A 288-nucleotide genomic window follows, 5' to 3' on the forward strand; every position below is an offset into this window, starting at 1 on the left:
TCCAAGATGCTTAAGGGCTAATCCCCGTTCGCTCGCCGCTACTGAGGGAATCTCGGTTGATTTCTTTTCCTCGGGGTACTTAGATGTTTCAGTTCTCCCGGTTCGCCTCGCTACGCTATGTATTCACGTAGCGATACCTAGCTTATGCTAAGTGGGTTTCCCCATTCGGAAATCCGTGAGTCGTAATGTCTCTTACCGACTGCTCACGGCTTATCGCAGGTTAGTACGTCCTTCATCGCCTCTGACTGCCAAGGCATCCACCATGTACGCTTAGTCACTTAACCATAC

At 50.3% G+C, this 288-nt stretch carries 1 rRNA gene; it reads right to left on the bottom strand.

The features are described from left to right. Positions 1 to 284, bottom strand: a 23S ribosomal RNA gene (locus J9885_RS20190); the annotation flags it as partial. Between the last annotated feature and the right edge of the window lie 4 nt (positions 285 to 288).

Source organism: Aeromonas sp. SrichE-2G (assembly GCF_017939565.1).
Taxonomy (GTDB): domain Bacteria; phylum Pseudomonadota; class Gammaproteobacteria; order Enterobacterales; family Aeromonadaceae; genus Aeromonas; species Aeromonas taiwanensis.